The sequence below is a fragment of the Devosia sp. BK genome, from assembly GCF_032907385.1.
In the GTDB taxonomy this organism is placed as follows: domain Bacteria; phylum Pseudomonadota; class Alphaproteobacteria; order Rhizobiales; family Devosiaceae; genus Devosia.
Map to the genome: position 1 here is coordinate 158,124 of NZ_JAIMBX010000003.1, position 18,078 is coordinate 176,201.

The 18,078-nt window shown below is 61.6% G+C and carries 16 protein-coding genes and 1 pseudogene; 8 read left to right on the forward strand and 9 right to left on the reverse strand.

Going from position 1 to position 18,078, the window contains the following annotated elements:
• Positions 1–53 precede the first annotated feature (53 nt).
• Positions 54–1,343, reverse strand: coding sequence for an ABC transporter substrate-binding protein (locus DevBK_RS16325; protein ID WP_317186215.1), 1,290 nt, complete (start codon positions 1,341–1,343; stop codon positions 54–56).
• Between the two features lie 575 nt (positions 1,344–1,918).
• Positions 1,919–2,425, reverse strand: coding sequence for a hypothetical protein (locus tag DevBK_RS16330; protein WP_317186216.1), 507 nt, complete (start codon positions 2,423–2,425; stop codon positions 1,919–1,921).
• 264 nt (positions 2,426–2,689) lie between these two features.
• On the opposite strand from DevBK_RS16330, the gene DevBK_RS16335 reads away from it, so the two are divergent.
• From DevBK_RS16335 to DevBK_RS16345, 3 genes are all read left to right on the forward strand, one after another.
• Entirely contained in the window at positions 2,690–3,571 is an 882-nt protein-coding gene (locus tag DevBK_RS16335; protein WP_317186217.1) for a lytic transglycosylase domain-containing protein, read from the forward strand.
• A 105-nt stretch (positions 3,572–3,676) separates the two neighbouring features.
• Complete coding sequence (locus tag DevBK_RS16340; protein WP_062629195.1) at positions 3,677–4,570, forward strand: SDR family oxidoreductase; 894 nt, start codon at positions 3,677–3,679, stop codon at positions 4,568–4,570.
• Positions 4,571–4,678: 108 nt separating this feature from the next.
• The gene (locus tag DevBK_RS16345; protein WP_317186218.1) at positions 4,679–5,167 is read left to right on the forward strand and encodes an MgtC/SapB family protein; all 489 of its coding nucleotides are present in this window, start codon (positions 4,679–4,681) and stop codon (positions 5,165–5,167) included.
• Between the two features lie 18 nt (positions 5,168–5,185).
• On the opposite strand, the gene DevBK_RS16350 is transcribed toward DevBK_RS16345, so the two are convergent.
• Both DevBK_RS16350 and DevBK_RS16355 read right to left on the reverse strand, forming a co-directional pair.
• Positions 5,186–5,608: a hypothetical protein gene (locus tag DevBK_RS16350; protein WP_317186219.1), complete on the reverse strand. Its 423-nt coding sequence runs from the start codon at positions 5,606–5,608 to the stop codon at positions 5,186–5,188.
• Positions 5,575–6,399 (reverse strand): MFS transporter, encoded by an 825-nt coding sequence (locus DevBK_RS16355; RefSeq protein WP_317186220.1) that lies wholly within the window; start codon positions 6,397–6,399, stop codon positions 5,575–5,577. Before DevBK_RS16355 ends, DevBK_RS16350 begins: the two co-directional genes overlap by 34 nt.
• 455 nt (positions 6,400–6,854) lie before the next feature.
• Here DevBK_RS16355 and argG point away from each other — a divergent pair, with 455 nt between their 5' ends.
• Complete coding sequence (gene argG, locus DevBK_RS16360; protein ID WP_317186221.1) at positions 6,855–8,192, forward strand: argininosuccinate synthase; 1,338 nt, start codon at positions 6,855–6,857, stop codon at positions 8,190–8,192.
• Positions 8,193–8,269: 77 nt separating this feature from the next.
• Here argG and DevBK_RS16365 read toward each other — a convergent pair.
• Positions 8,270–8,362 (reverse strand): annotated as a pseudogene (locus DevBK_RS16365) (short-chain dehydrogenase/reductase); the annotation flags it as partial.
• A 389-nt stretch (positions 8,363–8,751) separates the two neighbouring features.
• On the opposite strand from DevBK_RS16365, the gene DevBK_RS16370 reads away from it, so the two are divergent.
• Positions 8,752–9,810, forward strand: coding sequence for a sensor histidine kinase (locus DevBK_RS16370; protein ID WP_061909519.1), 1,059 nt, complete (start codon positions 8,752–8,754; stop codon positions 9,808–9,810).
• Between the two features lie 3 nt (positions 9,811–9,813).
• On the opposite strand, the gene DevBK_RS16375 is transcribed toward DevBK_RS16370, so the two are convergent.
• Positions 9,814–10,434 carry a pyridoxamine 5'-phosphate oxidase family protein gene (locus DevBK_RS16375; protein ID WP_061909517.1) on the reverse strand — a complete coding sequence of 207 codons (621 nt, stop codon included), beginning with the start codon at positions 10,432–10,434 and terminating at the stop codon, positions 9,814–9,816.
• A 155-nt stretch (positions 10,435–10,589) separates the two neighbouring features.
• Between DevBK_RS16375 and msrB the strand changes: the two genes are divergently transcribed.
• Complete coding sequence (gene msrB, locus DevBK_RS16380; protein WP_061909514.1) at positions 10,590–10,991, forward strand: peptide-methionine (R)-S-oxide reductase MsrB; 402 nt, start codon at positions 10,590–10,592, stop codon at positions 10,989–10,991.
• A gap of 154 nt (positions 10,992–11,145) precedes the next feature.
• On the opposite strand, the gene hrpB is transcribed toward msrB, so the two are convergent.
• Entirely contained in the window at positions 11,146–13,590 is a 2,445-nt protein-coding gene (gene hrpB, locus DevBK_RS16385) for an ATP-dependent helicase HrpB (protein ID WP_317186222.1), read from the reverse strand.
• A gap of 126 nt (positions 13,591–13,716) precedes the next feature.
• Between hrpB and DevBK_RS16390 the strand changes: the two genes are divergently transcribed.
• The gene (locus DevBK_RS16390; protein WP_061909510.1) at positions 13,717–14,583 is read left to right on the forward strand and encodes an aldose 1-epimerase family protein; all 867 of its coding nucleotides are present in this window, start codon (positions 13,717–13,719) and stop codon (positions 14,581–14,583) included.
• 142 nt (positions 14,584–14,725) lie between these two features.
• On the opposite strand, the gene DevBK_RS16395 is transcribed toward DevBK_RS16390, so the two are convergent.
• Both DevBK_RS16395 and DevBK_RS16400 read right to left on the reverse strand, forming a co-directional pair.
• Positions 14,726–16,237 carry an ATP-binding protein gene (locus DevBK_RS16395; RefSeq protein WP_317186223.1) on the reverse strand — a complete coding sequence of 504 codons (1,512 nt, stop codon included), beginning with the start codon at positions 16,235–16,237 and terminating at the stop codon, positions 14,726–14,728.
• A gap of 82 nt (positions 16,238–16,319) precedes the next feature.
• Complete coding sequence (locus DevBK_RS16400) at positions 16,320–16,958, reverse strand: class I SAM-dependent methyltransferase (RefSeq protein WP_317186224.1); 639 nt, start codon at positions 16,956–16,958, stop codon at positions 16,320–16,322.
• An 86-nt stretch (positions 16,959–17,044) separates the two neighbouring features.
• On the opposite strand from DevBK_RS16400, the gene DevBK_RS16405 reads away from it, so the two are divergent.
• Positions 17,045–17,953 (forward strand): LysR family transcriptional regulator, encoded by a 909-nt coding sequence (locus DevBK_RS16405; RefSeq protein ID WP_317186225.1) that lies wholly within the window; start codon positions 17,045–17,047, stop codon positions 17,951–17,953.
• The last annotated feature ends 125 nt before the right edge of the window (positions 17,954–18,078 follow it).

Here is an 18,078-nt window from a genome sequence, read left to right on the forward strand (position 1 = left end):
AAGAAGAGAGAACCCGCCGCCCCCAGGGAGAGACGCGGCGGGTCTGGTCAGGCTCAGGCGCGTGCCAAAATCGCCTTGGCCTGATTGAGGAAGTCGGTTGCCACTTCGGGAATGCTGCGTTCGCCGAGAAGCACCGACACAGCCAGACGCTCGAAGGTCTGCTCCACTTCGGCCGAACCACTTGGCGGCGGCGCGGTCAATGGCGCGGTCTTGCCCTGGATCTTGTCGAAGAACTCGACCGAGACCTTTTCGGCCGGCGAAAGATCGGGTTCGAGTGCGGCGCGCACCTCGGCATTGGAGGGAATGCCGCGCTCGAGGCCGAGGACCTTGGTCATGTCGAGATCGTTGACGAAGGCGCTCATATAAGCGGTGGCTGCCTCGGGATTGGCGCTGTTGCGGGTGAGACAGACGAACTGGCTCGGCTGGATAACCGAACCCGGGATCATGTCTGGCGTGTTCGGATAGACCGCGGCCCCGAGCGCATCCTGCATCAAGCCCTGCACGCCGACGAGCTGATTGCTCCAGAGATAGGACATGGCCGACTTGCCCGTGACGACGCCGAGCTGGCTCAGTTCGGAGACGCCGGCGAGCGCTGCAGATTCCGGTCCCGGCGGGGTGCCGCCAGCATCGCGGATCGCCGCCCAAGTGCTCCAATATTCCTCGACGATTTCCTGAGTCGGGCCATAGGAGCCATCCTCGTTATAAAGGTTGGCGCCCTTTTGGACGGTGAAATCGGAGAAGTTCTGATAGTCGGCAGTGTTGTCGTCGGTGCCTGCAACACCCGTTGCGTCCTTGATCGCCTTGGCGACGTCTTTCAACTGATCATAGGTATAGGCGTAGGGGTCGAAGGTTTCGCCGATCTTGATCCCGGCCTCTTCGAAGAGGCGCGTATTGTACATGGCCATATGCGAGTTCGCGCCGATCGACAGCGCATAGAACTGACCGTCCACCGTACCGGCGTCGATAGCGCTCTGGTCCATTTTGGAGATATCGAGGCTCTTGCCGACATAGTCGTCGAGCGGCACGACGGCGCCATTGGCGATGTACTCGAATAGCACGCCATAGCCCTGCTGGATCACGTCCGGCATATTGCCGCCAGCGATCTGGGTGGTGAGCTTGGTGAAGTAATCGGCAAAGCCAAGGGTTTCACCGCTGACTTTCACACCAGGATTTTTGGAATTGTAGATATCGATCACCGCGAAAGTGCGCTTGTCGCGCTCAGGATTGCCCCACCAGAAATGGCGGACGGCGGTATCCTGCGCGAAAGCGAAACGCGGCATGGCCGAAAACGCCACGGCCGAGCCGGCCACGCCTAAAAACGTTCGTCTCGTGAATTTGCTCATCGTGTTCCTCCCTTGAGTATTCTTGGTTTCGGCCCTCGCGTGCGGTGTAGAGGGCAATCGATTTTTGAGTGACGTACCTCTTGCCTGCGCATTGGCTGCGCTGGTCGGGGTGTGATCAATGTCGATGGTGATGCGAGAGTGGGGCTGTTACAGACGCCATGCGTCGCAAGAGCTTTTCGGCTGTGCCGCCTGCACGTGAGACCATTCCATCCTCCCGCTGCCCCATTTGGGGTCCTGATGCGGCGCTGCTGGGAATGGGACGTCCCGCCAACCGCGACCGCACGGTTGAGTTCATTTTGCGGGCAACTCAGAAGGTCGATACGAACATCTGTCCGTGGTTTAGACGGTCAGACAGAAGACGTACCGCGTAGCTCACGCTTTACCACATACCCTGGCTGGGCCCTTGGGCCCATGACGTGTCTCCGGCCGTTCCTGAGAGGTTAACCCCGCTCAGACAGCGGCAAGATTGCTTTAACTTCCATACAAGTCAAGGGCTGGCTGACTCGTTCAGGTCGCCGCGACATTGTTGGCCAGCTTATCGAGGGGCTGGTGTATGCTTTAGTGGCCGCGCCAGACTATTGCGCGCAGGCGGCGCCATCGGCAGTGGTGTTGCTTTCAAGACAGGCGCATTGGGCTTCGAACACGGCCTCTTCGTCCTTGGTCAGTTTGCCACCGCGAATGAGGAGTTCGAGCTGGGAGCGGCAAAGTTGGGCTTCGACCGAGGCTGGTTCAGCTTGGCTGACCCTAACAATGAGCGCCGAGGTCTCGCAGCGATAGGGCAGGAATGTGCTGGCTGCGCCAAAGCTCATCATCTCGAAGGTGATGGCGTTGGCGATTTCCAGTTCCTGGTCCGATTGCGGGCAAATGCCAGCTTCGGCTGTGCAGCCATTGGCGATGAAATTCTCGTTCTGGGCGAGGAAGTTGTAATTGATGTTGTCCGAGCCATAGGTCTCGAGCGCCCGTGCCCAGGCTTCGCCAAAGCCCCGGCACTTCTCGGCAGGCCAGGAGTTGTCCTCGGCGGCAGAGGCGCCAGTGCATGCAAGGATGAGGGCGAGCGCCAAAAGGGTTTTTTGCAGTTTCAAAATCCACGACCGGTGTTTGCGGACACCATAAGGGCTGGTCTGGGCAAGAAAAAGTCGCGCTCTGGTTTGACCCCAAGATTGTATTGGGGCCGGGTGTGCAGCGAGGGGGATGCCGGGCCACACGATGAGCAGCGGTTAACGTCGCACGGAACAAGGGATGAGTTGATTGCGCTTATCATCGTCGGCACAGCAGCGACGCGCTTTTCTAAACGTCAACATCAGGGCATTACGGTGAAGTTTAGTCGCCACTTTTCAGCGGTTCTGATGGCACTGGCTATGAGCCATGGGCATGTGCCGCCAAGCCTGGGTGAGGAGCCGGCCGGGCAGTCCTGCACCGTGGTGGGCGAGCAAGAGGTGTGCATTTCAGCCGCGCAATACCGTGAGGATGTCTGCGCGGCCATCGCGGTTTTTGCGGCGCATTGGGGTCTGCCGCCAGATTATTTTGCGCGTCTCATCTGGCAGGAAAGCCGCTTCGATCCCGCAGCGATCAGTCCGGCGGGCGCAGAGGGTATCGCTCAGTTCATGCCCGCTACTGGTCGCCTCCGCGGCTTGGTCGATCCTTTCGATCCCGCCGAAGCGATGGCACGGTCCGCCGAATATCTCCGCTTCCTCGAACTCAAATTTGGAAATCTTGGATTGGCAGCCGCGGCCTATAATGGTGGCGAGGGAAGGATCACCCGCTACATCGCCAATGGCGGTGGTTCGCTTCCGGCGGAAACCCGGGCCTATGTGATGATTGTCACGGGCCGTGCGGTCGACGCTTGGCTCGGAGGCAATGTCGGCGAGGTGGATTATACGCTCGATCAGGACACCGATTTCCAATCGGCCTGCATCGACATGGCTCAATCCGTTCAAAGTCCCGATCTCACTGTGCGACCCGCAGAATGGCAGCCCTGGGGCGTGCTCATTGCGCAAAGCGCATCGGCCGATCAGGCGCAAACCCGATTTGCGGCGGCGCAGGCTGAGTTTGCGGCCGAACTATCCGATGAGAAGTTGATGTTGATCACGGTGCGAAATCCCCGGTTTGGAAACCGCACGCGCTTTTCGGCCATGGTCGGCCGCCAGACCCGCCAAGATGCGCAGGATCTCTGCAATCGCCTGACCGCCGCGGGCGGAAATTGCATCGTGCAGAAGAACGAAGTCTGAGCACGAGGGGGAAGAGCGTTTCCGTCTCGACGATTGTGTTCAAGATCACAAGGGCGGAACCCCCACTCTCTCAATTCATTCGTCATGGCAAAACAGGAGAGAGCCATGACCGACCGTCTCGAGATGCAGGACCCGCGCAGCCAATATCCACAGCCGCCCTTTCCGCAACAGCCACAGGCCGCCCCAGGCGTTGCGCAGAAGATGGATCCGAAGCCCGATCATGGGGAAACGAGCTACGAGGGTTCGGGCAAGCTCAAGGGCCGAAAAGCGCTGATCACCGGCGGGGATTCCGGCATTGGGCGCGCGGCCGCCATTGCCTATGCGCGGGAAGGCGCTGACGTTGCCATCGGCTATCTGCCCAGCGAAGAAGCCGATGCCAAGGAAGTCATTGCCTTGATCGAAGCGGACGGCCGCAAAGCCCTCGCGCTGCCAGGTGACATCAAGGACGAGAGCTGGTGTCAGTCTATGGTGCAGCAGGCGGTCGAGGGCCTGGGAGGCCTCGATATTCTCGTCATCAATGCAGCGCGCCAGCAATATCGTGAGAGTATCGCGGAGCTGAGCTCAGATGATTTCGACCAGACGATGAAAACCAATCTCTATGCGCTGCACTGGACGGCCAAGGCCGCGACGCCGCATCTGCCACCGGGTGCTGCCGTGATCACCACGGCGTCGATCCAGGCCTATGACCCCTCGGCAATTCTTCTCGACTATGCCACGACGAAGGCCGGCATCGTCGCCTATACCAAGGCCTTATCGCAACAGCTCATCAAGAACGGTGTTCGCGCCAATGTCGTGGCGCCGGGGCCGTTCTGGACGGTGCTGCAGCCGAGCGGCGGCCAGCCCTCCGAAAAGGTCGAAAAATTTGGCGAGCAAACCGACTTCGGTCGGCCCGGTCAGCCTGTTGAACTCGCGCCGATCTATGTACTTCTTGCCAGTCAGGAAGGCAGCTACCTCAATGGCGAAGTTTTTGGCGCTGTCGGCGGTGGCGGCGTCGCCTGATTTCAGATTCATCCGCTTGAGGCAGCTGCTCGATAAGCAGTGGCCTTTTGGCGCTGCATGAGCTGTGCTTTGCCTGATGCTTCCTAACCAAAACCATAGGGTAAAACTTTGATAGACCAGATCTGGTCAACAATTGTCAGCGAATTCTCAGACGTTCCGGACGTCTCCACTCTCACGCGCATCACGATGCGTCTGCTGATCGCCGCAATCCTGGGCGGCATTTTGGGTTACGAGCGGGAGCGGAAGGGCAGAAGTGCCGGCGTCAGAACGCATATGCTGGTCGCCGTTGGCGCGGCGCTGTTCGTCATCGGGCCGACGCAAAGCGGCATGCCGATCGAGGATATGTCACGCGTCCTCCAGGGGATCGTACAGGGTATCGGCTTTCTCGGCGCGGGCGCGATTATCGTGCGGGCGACTAAAAATCAGATCGAAGGTCTAACGACCGCCGCCAATATCTGGGCAACTGCGGGCATCGGCGTCATCGCCGGGCTAGGGCTCGAAGCCACGGCGGTGCTCTCGGCATTGATCATGCTGATCATTCTCGCCGTAGTGCCCAAGATCCTGCCGAGTAACTCGGCCCGCACCAACGACAAGTGAAGGCCATTCGCGAATGATCTACGGACCGTTGCGGTGTGCATCAGGTCGTTTGGGCGTGTTCATTTCGAAATGGCGAGCAAACAGGGCTGCGCCCAGGGCGATAACCGCCGAGGCCAGCATCATCAAAAGCAGGCCGGCCCGAGCATTGTCTTCAGTCAGAACGGCACCTGCGATCGCTGCCATAGCGGAGGCACCGGCCACGGTGATTGCGCCGGCGAGACCGGCTGCACTTCCTGTTTGGGTTGCGCGAACCGAAATTGCTGCAGCATTTGCACTGGGCTGCGTAAGTCCGTTCGATACGCCGACGAAAAGGCATGGCCCGAACAGTGTCATCACATTATCGATGCCAGAAAAATAAAGCGCGATGCCAAACGTGAGCCCGACACACGCCACACTTCTCCCTGCAATCAGCAATTTGGCCTGCGGAAATTTGCCCGCCAACCGTCCGGCCAGAAAACTGCGAGCATGAAGCCGCCAGTAATTGAGCCCATGTAGAGGCCTAAAACGACAGGTGACAAATTGAAGGCGGAAGCGGCGATTGGGGCGCCAGCGAGGAACACATAAAAAGTCCCAACTGAGAAAGCCATGCATAGGCAATACGCAATAAAGCGCCTGGACCCCAGCAGTGCGGGGTAGGACTTATATTGTGCCAGCATCGTTTGAGAACGTGACCGGTTTGTTTCGAATAGGTCGACCCAGCACAAAGCTAGGACCGCGCACCCAAGGAGCGCTAGGGCGTAGAAAGTAGCCCTCCAGCCAAACAGCTGATCGATGATCCCGCCTACCGTGGGTCCGAGCATGGGTGCTATCGCCCAAGCCATGGCGATATACCCAAACTTACTTGCGGCCTGTTCCCGGCTGGTCGTGTCACGGACCGCCGCCAGTGACACCCCATAGGTTGGGGCGATCACTGCCTGCGTCATGCGGCAAGCCAGGAAAATCCAGATATCCTGCGCTACGGCGCACCCAATTGTCGCGGCGATAAATATCCCTATAGCACCGAGGATCACTGGCCGACGACCAAACCGGTCAGATAGCGGGCCGAGAACCAACTGAAGGGACGCTGATACAATTGCATAGGCCGCCAGCGAAAACCCGATCAGTCCATAATGGACGCCAAAGTCGGCCGCCATTTGAGGAAGAGATGGAAGAACGACATTGAGCGGCAAGATGGCAAGCGCCGACAGGACGATCAATGTCGAGAGGCGAGGAGAAGCGGATGAATCCGGCATAAGCGGAGCCCGTTGCTGATGTGAAAAGCGAGGCAATAAAAAAGCCCCTGTGAGGGGCTGATTTTTCCGCGCATGGGGTGCTTTCGCCTGGCAGCTATGCTGCCGTGCCCATGCGCGCGATTACTACGACCAAGACGTTTCTCATCAACATCGAGCAATTGTTACGGCGTATAGCAATGCGCGTCAATTCAACGTTTATGCGCAAACCCTGAGAGTATCGCCGCGACAACCAGCGAACGACTCCAAAGAGTAGGTTGTGGACCCGCGGCTTTTTGCACCAGGTAGGCCTATCTGCGATCGGGTTTGGCTTACGGATCGCCAAAAAATTGAGATGAGATGGTGGAAGCTAAACACCATTGTCAGCCGATCGGACGCTAGCTGGCGCAGGCGAAATTTGCTACTCGCGCAGGTATCGAAGCGCTGCGTCGCCATCTAGATCTCACCGGAGAAGACAAATGAGCACAATTCTGAAGAGCCTGCCCAAGGGCGATAAGGTCGGCATCGCCTTTTCGGGTGGTCTCGACACGAGTGCAGCTCTGCTCTGGATGAAGCTCAAGGGCGCCAAGGTTTATGCCTATACCGCTAATCTCGGCCAGCCCGACGAGGCGGACTATGACGAGATCCCGCGCAAGGCCATGGATTTCGGCGCGGAGAATGCGCGTCTCGTCGATTGCCGCACGCAATTGGTTCATGAGGGCATTGCAGCGATCCAGGCAGGCGCCTTCCATGTCTCGACCGGCGGGCTGACCTATTTCAACACCACCCCGCTTGGTCGCGCTGTCACCGGGACCATGCTGGTCTCGGCGATGAAGGAAGACGGGGTCAATATCTGGGGTGATGGTTCGACCTTCAAAGGCAACGACATCGAGCGGTTCTACCGCTATGGCCTCCTCACGAACCCAAACCTGCGCATCTACAAGCCCTGGCTTGACCAGGAATTCATCGACGAGCTGGGCGGCCGGTCGGAAATGTCGGCGTTCCTGACGTCGAACGGTTTCGCCTACAAGATGAGCGCCGAAAAGGCCTATTCGACCGACAGCAATATTCTCGGCGCGACGCATGAAGCGAAGGACCTCGAGAGCCTCGATAGCGGGATCAAGATCGTCAGCCCGATCATGGGCGTGCCGTTCTGGCGCGACGATTGTGCGGTGAAGGCGGAAAAAGTCGTCGTCCGTTTCGTTGAAGGCCAGCCGGTGGCGCTCAATGGCCAGACGTTTACCGACCCTGTGGCCCTGCTGCTCGAAGCCAATGCCATCGGTGGCCGCCATGGCCTTGGCATGAGCGACCAGATCGAGAACCGCATCATCGAAGCCAAGAGCCGCGGCATCTATGAGGCGCCGGGCATGGCGTTGCTGCACATCGCTTATGAGCGTCTCGTAACCGGTATCCATAACGAGGACACCATCGAGCAATACCGGATCAACGGGTTGCGCCTCGGGCGTTTGCTCTACCAGGGCCGCTGGTTCGACTCGCAGGCCCTGATGCTGCGTGAGACCGCCCAGCGCTGGGTGGCCAATGCCATTACTGGCGAAGTGACGCTCGAACTGCGCCGCGGCAATGACTATTCTCTACTCAACACCGACAGCCCCAACCTCACCTATGCTCCAGAGCGGTTGAGCATGGAAAAGGTTGAGGATGCACCATTCTCCCCTGCAGATCGTATCGGCCAGCTCACCATGCGCAATCTCGACATTGCCGACACGCGGGCAAAACTGGACCTCTACTCCAAGACCGGCCTGATCTCGATTGGCGAAGGCGACGATATGTTCCGCCTGGAGAGCAGCAAGGACTGAAGCAGCGGAAGCCAATTCCCTCTTGGATCAAGTTTGCTCCCTGGCGCAGCGATAGCCTGCGCCAGGGACTTTTTTTGCTAGTAACCCAAAGCGACGGCGTCTGCGCCCGCGGGCATGCACATGGGTGCAGACGGATCGGTCGCGGCGCGCCAAACTGCCTCGACGACATTCGAAGACAGCGGCGCGATATGCTTTCCTGGCCGCGCGCGCGGCCGCGATCAGGAGTTTTAAGGGCATACAGCCAACATTCGCGCACACCACAGCGCCACAGATTTCGACGTTGAGGTGGCTGCCTTCCTGGGTGGCGAGGCGCACATAGATCAACCCAGTTTGACGGGCGGCCTCAGTCGGCCGAAACAGTCTAAGTGCTGAACTTTCCGGTCTTTTCGGATGGCTGGCCGCCGCCATCGTGCTCTCCTTGCAGCCATGACCAGTGAACACCCAGGTCAATCTCGAGGAGGACGGATCCGCTTCGAGCTCAAACACGCCAAAGGCGGGATTGTGGAACCAAGTGTCAAAGTTCAGACTTCATGTGTGTTGGCCTAACAGGACGAATCTCTTGAACGACATCAACGCGCAGGGCGCAGTCGACAAATTGCTCGACGCGCCTGACCTTGCGGATGCGCTCGGCAGCGACCGATTCCGCCATTTTCTCGATCACCTGCCGCTTGGCGTCGCCATCTCCGCATTGCAGCCCAACGAGCGAATTACCTATTTCAATGAAACGTTCGGCGCGCTGGTCGGGGTTGACGAGTCAATTCTTGGTAAGGAATGGGAAAGCCTGCCTGATTGCGCTCAGGCCGACGGCAGCAACGTCATGCTGTCAAAGATGGCAGTTTCGGGCGAAGACCATATTGGTGGGTTTCATTGCCGCAACGGCCACCATATCGAAGCCTGGACAAGCGTGATCGAAGACGATGATGGGACGAAGCGCTTTCGTCTTCTTGCCGTCGCGCCATTGCCTGGACGTACGGACGATCTCCTCAGCCAATTGCAGGAAAAGGACACGCTGCTGCGCGAGCTGCAGCACCGGGTCAAGAACAACCTGCAGATGATCACGGCACTTATCCGCCTCGAAGCGCGGCAGCTGCCAGATGACCATGGCGAGGCATTTCAGCGTTTGGCCGGACGGATAAATTCGCTCTCGCTGCTCTACACCGCGCTTTACGAGGAAAATACCGACGAGGGCATCGATCTCGGTGCCTATCTCAGCCAGGTGGCATCCGCCGTCATGGCGGCGCAGGCCTCGGAGGGCATTCGCCTCAATCTGCAGGTCGATAGCTGGCCTTGCTCGATCAATGTGGCAATGCCGACCGGGCTTGTCGTCAACGAGCTTATGACCAACGCACTCAAGCACGCCTTTCCCGAAGGCCGCGGCGGGACGATCAAGGTGCATGCGCTGGTCGATGAGACCGGCTGCAAGGTGATCGTGGCCGATGATGGCGTGGGTTTGCCAGATGGGGCAACTTGGCCCAAGGATGGTAAGCTCAGTGCGCTGATCGTCCATACGCTCAAGGAAAATGCCGGGGCACGCCTCGATGTACGCTCGCGGCCCGATGAAGGTGTCACCGTGACGATTTTCTTCGCGAGGCGCCGGGCGGAGCCGGAAGCTGGGTGACGCTTACCACATGGTGGCTTTGGCGCGCTCGGGCCAGGCTTTGTCGTAGCTCTCCCCGCCCACTTCGTTTTTCGTCATGCCGGCGAGGATTTCGCCGGGAGTGGGGAGCGTTGTCGGGTCGATGTGGCGCGCCGGGTTCCAGAGTTCGGAGCGGATGATGGCGCGGGCGCACTGGAAGTAGAGTTCTTCGATTTTGAGGACGATGACGGTCCGCGGGGCTTTTTCGTCGACGGCAAAGCTTTCGAGGAGGTCCGGGTCGATCGAGAGATGCGCTTGGCCATTGACGCGCATTGTGGTGCCGGAGCCGGGGAGAAGAAACAGAAAGGCGCAGCGCGGATCGCGGACGATGTTGCGGAGGGAATCGATGCGGTTGTTGCCGCGCCGGTCGGGCATCATCAGGGTCTTGTCATCGGCAATACGGACGAAGCCGGCTTTGTCGCCGCGGGGCGAGCAATCGATCCCCTCGGGGCCGACGGTGGCGAGCGCTGCAAAGGGGCTCGCTTCGATCAGGCGCCTGTAATCAGGGGTCATCGTGTGAGCGACCTTGACGGTCGAGGCGGCGGCAGGGGCGGGCTGATAGAGCGCTTCGAGGGCGGCAATGTCCCTCACGATATGGTCGGACACGAAAACCTCAGGACGAAGACCTGCCGCCGGAAAGGTAGATGAGCGGGCGGCAATGCGGGGTTGGTCAGCGCGATGTGATGGATCGCAATGCTGGCGGATGGACGTAACTAATCCTATATCTGCAGCAAATGACAGTGCGACAAAGGAGTGATGCCATGGATGCCCATGCCTTCCCGGTGACCCGGACCGATGCGGAATGGAAAGAGCGCCTGACGCCCGAGCAGTACTATATCATGCGCCAGCACGGCACCGAACGGCCCGGCAGTTGCGCGCTGCTGCACGAAGAGCGCGAGGGGACTTTTTCCTGCGCCGGCTGCGATACGCCGCTGTTTGGTTCGACGCTGAAATTTGAAAGCGGCACGGGCTGGCCGAGCTTCAATGACCCGCTGCCGGGATCGGTTGAAAGCACGATCGACCGCAGCCACGGCATGGTGCGCGAGGAAGTGCACTGCGCGACCTGCGGCAGCCATCTGGGGCATGTGTTCCCCGATGGTCCACCCCCCACCGGGCGACGCTATTGCATCAATGGCGTGGCGCTGAATTTTACGCCGGCTTGAACGAACAGAACCCGCGGTGCGAGCCGCGGGTTTTTTGTTGCGATTTTTGAGCATGTCGTCACTACCGGGCTTGTCCCGGTGGTCCCTGCGGAGGCGGGATGGATTGCCCGGACGAGCCGGGCAATGACGAAGGAGGCGGTTGGCGGTGAGCCAGTCACGTCCCGCGTGGTTTCGCGCGGCTCGTTGCAGGCGCTGCGATCGGGTCTTCGGGCCAGGGGTGGCGGGGGTAGCGGCCCTTCAAATCCTTGGCGACGTCTTTCCAGCTGCCGCGCCAGAAGCCGGGGAGGTCGCGGGTCGTCTGGATCGGGCGATGGGCGGGGGAGAGGAGCACCAGCAAGAGCGGTATGCGGCCATTGGCGATGCTGGGGTGGCGGTCGAGGCCGAACAGTTCCTGGACGCGGATTTCGAGGGCCGGGCCGTTTTCGGACGCGTAATCGATGGGGAGGTGACTGCCCGAGGGCGCGGAAAAGTGGCTGGGCAGAAGCTTTTCGATCTCTTGTTTTTTGGCCCAGGGCAAGAGGCCGTCGAGCGCTTGGCCGAGATGGTCGGCGGAGATGGCGCTGAGTTTTGTTTCGCCGAGGATATGGGGGGTGAGCCAGGCCGGGTCACTGGCCAGGGCTGCATCGGATAGATCGGGCCACTCATCGCCAAGGGTCTGTCTCAAAAAGCTGGCGCGGGCGCGGAGGGCTTTTTGGTCCTTGGTCCAGGGCAAGGTGTCAGGCCGTTTGACGGCGGCCTCGGCGAGGAGGGTGGCGGCTTTTTCGAGATCGGTGACGGGCGCGGGTTCGTCGGCGAGGCGCAGGGCATCGAGGCGGCGCTGGCGGCGGGCGCGGACCGCGCCGGAGGCGGGGTCGAAGGTGAGCGTCGTTTCACTCGTGATGTGATGACCGAAGAGCGCGTCGAGATCGGCGGGGTCGAGCGCAGCGGCGGAGCGGATGCGGCCTTGGGTGGCGCTGCCGGTGACGTCGGCGACGACGAGGAAGGGCGCGCCGGCGAGGGCGTGGGTTTCATCGAGCTGCGCCTGGCGGCCATTGGCGAGGCGGAAGCGGCCGCGGGGACCGGCGGGCTGGGCGACGCGATCGGGGAAAGCGCGGGCGAGGTGATGGCCGGGGTCGCGCGGCTCGTCATTCCGTCCACCCGCGAGCTTGGCCCAGCGCGATGCAAGGGTGCGGGCATCGTCGGCGCGGCGGGAGCGATCGGTGCGGAAGCGGTCGAGACGGCGGGCGAGGTCGGTGTCTTCGCCGCCCAGGCCGCGCTCGCTGATCAGCACGGCGAGTTCAGCTGCGGTTTTCGCGTCGCCATCTTCCGCGCCAGCAACGACCATATGGGCGAGGCGCGGATGGAGCGGCAGTTTAGCGAGGGCTTTGCCAGCGGGGGGCAGACGGCCATCTGTATCGATGGCATCGAGCCGGGTGAGAAGGGCCTTGGCTTCCTTCCAGGCGGGCGGGGGCGGTGCATCGAGAAAGGCGAGCGTGGCGGGATCGGCGACGCCCCAGGCCGCGAGATCGAGCACGAGGCTTGAGAGGTCGGCGGCGAGGATTTCGGGCGTGTCGAAGGCTTCTAGGGCCGAAGTTTGGCCTTCGTTCCAGAGGCGGATGGCAATGCCCGGCGCGGTACGGCCGGCACGACCGCGCCGCTGATCGGCGGCGGCACGGGAGACGCGCTGGGTGGCAAGGGTCGTGAGGCCTGTCGCCGGTTCATAGACAGGCACGCGGCGGAAGCCGGCATCGATAACGATGCGCACGCCTTCGATAGTGAGGGAGGTTTCGGCGATCGAGGTGGCGAGGACGACCTTGCGGCGGCCTGCCGGAGCAGGCTGGATGGCGGCGTCCTGCTCGGCCGGCGTCAACTGGCCGTAAAGCGGTGCGAGGTCGGTGTCTTGCGGCAGGCGGCCGGCGAGGCGCTCGGCGGTGCGGGTGATTTCGCCTTGGCCCGGCAGGAAAACGAGTACCGAGCCCTCATGCTCGCGAAGGGCGCGGAGCACGGATTTAGTGACTTGGTCTTCGAGCCGCTCCAATGGATCGGGCTCGGCATAGATGGTTTCGACGGGAAAGGTCCGGCCGGGGCTATCGATGACCGGGGCGCCATCAAGGAGTGCGGCGACGCGGGCGCCATCGATGGTGGCGGACATGACGAGGAGCCTTAGATCGGGGCGGAGGGCACGGGCGTCGAGCGCCAAAGCAAGGCCAAGATCGGCATCGAGGCTGCGCTCGTGGAATTCGTCGAAGATGACGGCGGCCGTGCCGCTCAGTTCCGGATCGTCCTGCAGCATGCGGGTAAAGACGCCCTCGGTGACGACCTCGATGCGGGTTTTGGCCGAGATTTTGGATTCCATGCGAACGCGATAGCCGACCGTGTCCCCGACAGTTTCGCCGAGAAGTTTTGCCATCTGGCGGGCGGCGGCGCGGGCGGCGAGGCGGCGGGGTTCGAGGACGATGATGCGGCCATCGCCGCGCCAGGGTGCATCGAGGAGCGCCAATGGCACGCGTGTCGTCTTGCCGGCGCCGGGCTGGGCGACGAGCACGGCGCTGGTTCCGTTGGCGAGGGCATCGGCCAAGGCGGGCAGGGCAGCATCGATGGGCAGCGGCGGCAAGATCATGAGCGGTCCTTTACCCGCTGCTTACTCGGCCCCTGCTAATCACTCAAGATATCGCTCTACAGTGGTTTCCTCGATCCTCTTCGCAGGCTAGGATCCGCTGCCCAATCCAAAGCTTCCGGAGGACGCATGCAACTCACTCGAATCAGCAATAGTGAGCTGACCGTTGACGTGGCCGCGCTCGGCGCGGAGATGCAGTCGCTCTCGACCCATGATGGGCGAAATTGGCTCTGGAGCGGGGACGCGACCTATTGGACCGGCCGTTCGCCGATCCTCTTTCCGATGGTCGGGCGCGCACCGATGGATGTGATCAGCGTTGGCGACAAGCGCTATCAGATGGGCCAGCATGGCTTTGCACGACGCAGCGCCTTTACGCTCATCGAAGAATGGCGCGAGCACTGCACCTATCGGCTGGAAGCCTCCGAAGCGACCAAGGCCATGTTCCCATTTGATTTCCGGCTCGATGTCGAGCACCGGCTCGAGGGGCGCGCTGTGATCGTCACCGCGACCGTGACCAATCTTGACAAGACGGTCATGCCCTATGGCGTCGGGTTTCACCCCGCCTTTGCCTGGCCGCTGCCGGGTGCCGAAGGCAAGGGGCATACGGTGACGCTTGATAATGGCGGCGAACCCTCGCTGTTTCAGCTTTCCGGCGGCCTCGTTAATCGCGAGCCACAGACCTCGCCGTTCAAGGCCGGGACGCTGGCGCTCGATGATGCTGATTTTTCAAAGGATGCGCTGCTGTTTCCAGATGGGGCCGGCGCTGGTTTGACCTATGGCGCCCCCGGCGGCCCGGCGGTGCGGATGTCCTGGGAAAACCTCCCGAACTTTGCGCTCTGGACCAAGCCGGGGGCTGGGTTCATTTGCCTTGAGCCGTGGCATGGAACTGCGGCTGAGGTTGGCGGCAGTGACGAATTGGAAAAACGGCCGTTTACCGCGCTGCTCGGGCCAGGGGCAGAGGCGAAGTACTCGTTCCGGGCGGAGTTGGTGGGGTAGGCTGGTCGAGGGAAGTCAGCCCAACCTGGATGTCATCCCGGACCTGAGCCGGGATCCATCTTAAGATGTCAGGATGGGCCCCGGCTTTCGCCGGGGTGACGGCAGGTGGACTGGGCGGCCGAGGTGACGGAGGCTTAAGAGCCTATTCCGCCGCGCCGCGTTCGTCTTCCAACATATCCGGACCTGCCGGATCGCCGGGGGCTGTTTCGGCGCCGAGGTCGGGGAAGGCGGCGATGCGCTGGTTGCGGAAGTCGGTGCGGATGACGATGAGGCCGCGCTCTTCGAACCAGGTGAGAAGGCGCCGGGCGCGGCTGGTCGAATGCGTGCCGTAGAGCCGGGCGATGGTCGCGTCGGACGGGCAGGGCGCGCCGGTGAGCGCCGCTTGGGCGACGACTAGGAAAACACCTTGCACGTCATCGGTGAGCGTTTCGGACAGTGACAGAGCCTGCTGCCAGCCGTCGGACGACGCGGTCGCTTCATCGGGCGAAACGCGCGCGACGGCGAGAAGGCGCTTGAAGGCGGGCAGGGCTGGCGGCTCGCCCGGCACGCGGCGAATGCGACAGCGGACCAGAAAATCCTGATAGAGCTGGGCCGTGTTGCGGAAACCGGCATCGGGATCGCTCATAAGTTCGGTCATCACCGTCCTGATGGTTTCCTCGCGTTCGGCCTCATCGATCTCGGGGAAAAGCGTCGTCGGCTCCGGCTCGCGTTCGGCGCGGGCGCGCGCCACCTGGGCGAGGAGATCGTTGGTCGAGGGCGGTGGCGGCGGAGGCGGGCGACGCACGACGGGGCGGGCGAGCTCGTCCGGATCCATGGTGAAGATCAGGTCTGCAGCATCGACCGGCGCCTCGGGGAGCGGGGTCAGTTTTGGGCTCGTCGAGCGCGCGGAGGTTTCGACGGGTCCGATGATCACCGGCAGGGGGCGACGTGAAATCGCGGGTCCCAGAGCGACGAAATGGCCGCGGGCGAGATCGCGGAATTGCTCGGCCTGCCGACGATCCATGCCGAGGAGATCGGCTGCGCGCGCCATGTCGATATCGAGAAAGGTGCGGCCCATCAGGAAATTGGAGGCCTCGGCGGCGACGTTCTTGGCCAGCTTGGCGAGGCGCTGGGTAGCGATGACGCCAGCCAGGCCGCGCTTGCGGCCGCGGCACATGAGATTGGTCATGGCGCCGAGCGAGACTTTGCGCGCTTCGTCGGAGACTTCGCCGGCAGCGGCGGGGGCAAAGAGCTGGGCTTCGTCGACGACGACGAGTACCGGGTACCAGAAATCGCGATCGGCATCGAACATGCCACCGAGGAAAGCGGCTGCGGCGCGCATCTGCTGCTCGGCGTCGAGGCCTTCGAGATTGACGACGACCGAAACACGATGCTGGCGCACGCGATTGGCGATGCGCGTCAATTCGGCTTCGCTGCGGGTCGCATCGACAACGAGATGGCCGAACTTGTCGGCCAGGGTGACGAAATCACCCTCGGGATCGATGATGCATTGCTGCACCCAGGGCGCGGATTGCTCGAGGAGGCGGCGCAAAAGGTGGGATTTGCCGGACCCGGAATTGCCTTGGACCAGAAGACGGGTGGCCAGCAATTCCTCGAGATCCATCTGGGCAGTGCCGGCACCCCGGGCCTCGCCCATATCGATAGCAACCTGCATCACAACTCCCGCACACGCGAAAACAGAGTTTAGCACGTTCGGTCGCCGATTCGGCAAAGTAGCCGTTCAATTCACAGGTGGTTTATGCCAAGTGTGCCGGCTTGCGAGCGATGACGAAGAGCGCGGCCTTCCTGGTTGGCTGCCACTGATGCTCCGCGATGAAGCCAGGTTGAGTGATGGCATCAAGCAACTGGCGTGAACTCATCGCATCGAGATAGGGCAGAAAACTCAGATTGAGCCGGTTTGCCAGAGGGGCGACAAGGCCAAGAGCGGGCACCATCTCGCGAATGCAGGCCGTGCTCGAGACGAAATAGCCGCCGGGCTTGAGCGCGGCGAAAACCTTGGCGATCGCCGCACCCTTATTGGGCAGGAGATGTATTACGGAGAGGGCGAGCACCATGTCGAGGCTCTGGGGCTTCAGGTCCACGGTTTCAATGGCGCCCTGTTCGAAGCTGACATTGGTAATGCCGGCGGCACGCGCCTTGTTCTCGGCGATCTCGATCATCTGGGCAGAAAAATCCACGGCGCGGATATGGCGCACGTGGGGGGCGTGGAGCAGTGCCGTCGAGCCGGTCCCGCAGCCGAATTCGAACAGCTCCATGTCGGGTCGCAGCAGCGTCCGCGTAGCGGCAACTTTCGTCTGATAGGCAGCTTCGCCGGCAATGGGTGAGGCCGCATACCGTTCGGCGGTTCGATCCCAGAAAACAGCTGATGCGGTCATGGTCCTGCTCCTTGATGCAAGATCATTAGCCTCCAAAAGTGAGGAACAAAATTGCAGAAATAGGCAGTATTAGTATACATAAATGTATGGATTATCGCGCCGATATCGACTGGAATCAGATGCGTGCCCTGCTCGCGACGGTCGAGGCCGGGTCGCTTTCGGCAGCCGCGCGTAAACTTGGCCTAACCCAGCCCACGCTTGGACGGCAGGTCGCCGCGCTTGAAAAGTCGCTCGGTGTTACGCTGTTCGAGCGGGCAGGGCGCAACCTGATCTTGACGCAGGCTGGGCGCGAACTGGTGGGGCCACTGCAGCGCATGGGCGAAGCGTCGGCCGCTGTGACGCTTGTCGCGTCCCGGCAGTCGCAGGCGGTGGAAGGGCTGGTGCGGATCACGACGAGCGACGTCTATGCGCAGTTCGTCCTGCCGCCCGTGCTTGAGAAAATCAGGCGCGTGGCACCGGGGCTCGTCATCGATGTCCTGGCATCCAATGAGGTGGAAGATCTTATCCGCCGGCGGGCCGATATTGCTATTCGCCATGTCCCGCCGAGCGAACCGGAGGTAATCGCGCGGCGCCTTCCTGATGCGATGGCGCGAATTTATGGAGCTGAAAAGTCTGTGACGGGACTTGCCCAGCCAGTCGGTGCAGAAACCTTGAGCAAAGCCGAGTTCATCGGCTTCAGCGAAAGCATTCCGGTGCTGATGGCCGAGTTGCGGCGACACGGCATCGACGTTTCTGAGGCGAATTTTCCGCTGATGACCAATAGCGGCATCGTCGCCTGGGATTGGGTGCGTCGCGGACTGGGGCTCGGGGTCATGATGGAAACTGTCGCCCGCATGACCCCAGGCGTCGTCGATGCCTGGCCCGACTTTGCCGGCGTGCCGGTGCCAACTTGGCTCGCGACGCACAGGGAATTGCGCACGGCGAGGCGCATCCGCGTCGTGTTTGACGCTTTGGCCGACGGCCTCGGCCAGTGGCATCATCCACCACCGAATTGACAAGCGCCGAGAATTGCCCGCCTGGTATGGAAGCTGTCAGGCTCCAAAAAACTGTGGACGGCGACGCGGACATGGAGCCAATGGCTCCTTTACGGCCCCTGGTCGAAAAAGAAGGAAACGTTGAG